General features: G+C 64.3%; 5 protein-coding genes. All 5 read right to left on the reverse strand.

Going from position 1 to position 3,032, the window contains the following annotated elements:
- Positions 1–34: 34 nt before the first annotated feature.
- Complete coding sequence (locus tag G6028_RS00635; protein ID WP_006897055.1) at positions 35–232, reverse strand: ferredoxin; 198 nt, start codon at positions 230–232, stop codon at positions 35–37.
- A gap of 48 nt (positions 233–280) precedes the next feature.
- Positions 281–586 carry a hypothetical protein gene (locus G6028_RS00640; protein WP_006897056.1) on the reverse strand — a complete coding sequence of 102 codons (306 nt, stop codon included), beginning with the start codon at positions 584–586 and terminating at the stop codon, positions 281–283.
- On the reverse strand, positions 583–1,194 hold the full coding sequence (locus G6028_RS00645; RefSeq protein ID WP_006897057.1) for a 3-phenylpropionate/cinnamic acid dioxygenase subunit beta: 612 nt from the start codon (positions 1,192–1,194) through the stop codon (positions 583–585). Before G6028_RS00645 ends, G6028_RS00640 begins: the two co-directional genes overlap by 4 nt.
- A gap of 2 nt (positions 1,195–1,196) precedes the next feature.
- Positions 1,197–2,660 carry an aromatic-ring-hydroxylating dioxygenase subunit alpha gene (locus tag G6028_RS00650; RefSeq protein ID WP_006897058.1) on the reverse strand — a complete coding sequence of 488 codons (1,464 nt, stop codon included), beginning with the start codon at positions 2,658–2,660 and terminating at the stop codon, positions 1,197–1,199.
- A gap of 138 nt (positions 2,661–2,798) precedes the next feature.
- A partial coding sequence (locus G6028_RS00655; protein WP_182657697.1) for an aldo/keto reductase occupies positions 2,799–3,032 on the reverse strand: 234 nt, incomplete at its 5' end.

Genomic DNA, 3,032 nt, shown 5'->3' on the forward strand with positions numbered 1-3,032 from the left:
ATGGAGGACCCGACGACGACGACGGTGCCCGGGCTCATGCGTCCTCTACCACCAGTGCGGAGACCGGGCAGCTGCGCGCGGCTTCGGTGACGCGGGCGCGGTCGGCTTCGGGGACTTCGGTCTGGAGCAGCACGACGATCCCGTCGTCGTCCAGGTCGAAGTAGTCAGAGGCTCCGACGACGCAGTTCGCGTACCCCTGACAGGCCTGCAGATCGGCTTTTACAACGGGCATGGTCGAACTCCTTAGCTTGAGACGGTGGTGCTCTGGCGGTTGGGGTGTTTATTCGTCTTCGGCCACGAGCGGCCCGAAAGGGTGGCCGATCATGGCCGAGAACGTGGCCGGGGCCTGCCAGGTCAGGGACTCCAGTTCCAGCGGGCAGAGCGTTACCCACTGGCCCGAACGAGGAGATTGAATCATCAGCCGCGAACCGTTGCGGGTCTCGATGCGGGTGACCTGGACCTCCGAGAACTCGTTAGCGATCACGATCGGCTTGCCGGTGACGTGCTCTTCGAGCCGGCGGCGTTCCTCGGTGGCCTGGATCGCCGCGAGGCGGTCTTCCTCCTCGCCTTCCCATTCCAGTTTCACAGGAAGATCGCCAGGTTCTGCATGCGGATGACCGACTCGTCGACCATGATGGTGCGCCGGGCCAGCTCCCACCCGGACCCGGATGAGGTACGGCGGAGGAGATCCTCGCGTCCTGCCGAGACAGTGGAGGACTCCCCGACGTCACCACGGCTGCGGAAGAGAAGAACCGCCGAGTCCACGATGATCTCTTGCGGGTCGGGGGTGCGGAAGGTGCGCACGTTGGTGATGTAGTGGCGCAGCCGCGACGGCGGATCTTCGGTCCACGCGTGCTCGGTGGCGAAGCGTGCCACGCGGCGACTGAGCGAGTACTTGTTCTCGTCCCAGTGCGCCATCCCCGGTGAGGTGGAGTATCCGGCGCCCAGGGCAGTGGTGACGCGGACGGGCATGAGATAGTGCACGTCATCGGCGATCCGGGAGAGCCACTCGTCGTAGTCCTGGGCGTCCAACAGGTACGCCTCATCGACCAGCCAACGATGCGCCTCCAGGTGAAGTTCATCGTTGAAAGGCAGGGTCTGCCCCGTCCGCTGAGTACGCGGGGCGTGGGCTCCCAGCGCCGATTGTTCGGACAGCGTCAAGTTCTCGTTCTCGTGTGCCGTTCCAACACTCATGATCAGACCTCCTCGTGCAGGGTTGCTGCGGGCGCGGTCTCTGCGCTGCCGCAGGCCGGGCGGGCGGGCCCCGATCCGGCGGCCGGTGGCGCTTGCACCGGGTCCGAGCCCACGTGCACCTGCGCTGCGGCTTCTACCGGACGTTCGAGGTGATCGGCCCACCGGCGCAACAACTCCCGCTGGTTGTACTCGCTGTAGCCGACACGGGTGGCGCCGGGTCCCGAGTATTCCTCGGGGGACAGGGCCTCGACGACGTTCTCGCCGTTCTCGAGCATGCCCATCCGGCTGTTGAGCAGCAGACGCCGTGCCATGGAGCCGGCGGCAGTATTGGTGAGGGACACCCAGTTCTCGACGTCGTCCTGCTCGAACATGCCGCCACTGCCGAAGCACATGAGATACGCCTTGTAGGAAAGCGCTTTGTACTCCTCCGGCGCGTTCTTGTCGACGGCGAACCACGAGAGGACTTCCGTCTCGTTCTCGCTGATCGGCTGCCACACGCGGATGGAAATGAAGGGGAGCACCTCGTCGGAGCCCTCTTCGACCCGCGGCCAGTTATGGACGAAGCTCATGTTCGGGAACAGTGAGGCCGCCGAGATCATGAACCCGTCCTTGCCGACCACGTCGAGCTGCTCCTGGGTCCACTGCTCCTTCATCCGGGCGATCATCTCGTCCGGGTAGCCCACGTAGCGCAGGCGCTCCTCCAGGCCACCTTCGGGCAGCTTGTAAGTGGTGCCGCCACCGTTGCCAGCCCAGTACGTGGTGCCGTCCTTGCGCTTCTCCGCCTTGGGCTCGCGGAAGAGGCCGATCTCCACCACCGAGGTGTGGGTCTGGGGCGTGTGGTACATGTCCCCGGCGAAGTTCTCGGCCCCGATCTTCCAGTTCGCCTTGACCCGCCAACGCTGAGGGCCACGCAGCTCGATGCCGTCCGCGCTCTGCTTCGTGTAGTAGTCCAGGTAGAACTTGAAGTCCCCCAGGAACTCCTCCAGGGGCTCGGCATCCGGGTCCATGCTGATGAAGATCAGACCGTTGTACGTGGCCAGCGAGGGAGCAGGCAACAGGGTCTGGCCCTTCTTCTTGAAGCCTTCCTCCCCGCCGTATGCCTCCTTGTGAAACGGCAGGCCAACGAGGCGCCCGTCGTTGCGGTAAGACCAACCGTGGTACGGGCAACGGAAGTGGGAGGCATTGCCCATCTCCGCCCGGCACACCTGCATGCCCCGGTGGAGGCACATGTTGAACAGGGCCCGGACCTGGCCCTGTTCGTCCCGAGAGATAATGAACGAGTCCTCGAGGACCCTGCGGACCACGTAGTCACCAGCCTCGGGGACCTCCGACTCGTGGGCGACGAACAGCCAGCTGCGGCTGAAGAGACGTTCCTTCTCGAGTTCGAAGAGCTCTTTGTCGTTGTAGATATGTGCAGGGATCATGCCCCGCCGTACGTCCTCGAGGACGCCGTGATGGTCTGCCATGGGAGAGCTCCTTCTCGATCATCGATCAGTCAGTCTGCAGAGCAGAGGTCCACTCTGTATAGAAGAGGTTTCCGCATTTTGTGATCTACGTCAACCCCTCCCACTCTTCGTGCCAGGTACGGGTGGGTGCGGCAAGGGTCAGTGGCCGTTCTCGGGGGAGTCGGAGTCGCGGGCGGCGTTCTCTCCGCGGTCCAGCCTCGCCAGGGCGGCCATTTCCTCGGCAGTCAGGGAGAAATCGAACACCGAGATGTTCTCGACCAGCCATGCGGGTTTGGCGGCCTGCGGGATCGGGACGATTCCTTGCTGGACGTGCCAGCGGAGCAGAACCTGCGCCGGAGTCTTTGCTGTCCGTTGCGCGATCTGCACCACGAT

The organism is Dietzia cercidiphylli (assembly GCF_014145145.1).
In the GTDB taxonomy this organism is placed as follows: domain Bacteria; phylum Actinomycetota; class Actinomycetes; order Mycobacteriales; family Mycobacteriaceae; genus Dietzia; species Dietzia natronolimnaea.

Coding starts and splice junctions, on each gene's coding strand:
- G6028_RS00650 (WP_006897058.1), bottom strand. CDS start 2,660: ATGGCAGACCATCACGGCGTCCTCGAGGACGTACGGCGGGGCATGATC.
- G6028_RS00645 (WP_006897057.1), bottom strand. CDS start 1,194: ATGAGTGTTGGAACGGCACACGAGAACGAGAACTTGACGCTGTCCGAA.
- G6028_RS00635 (WP_006897055.1), bottom strand. CDS start 232: ATGCCCGTTGTAAAAGCCGATCTGCAGGCCTGTCAGGGGTACGCGAAC.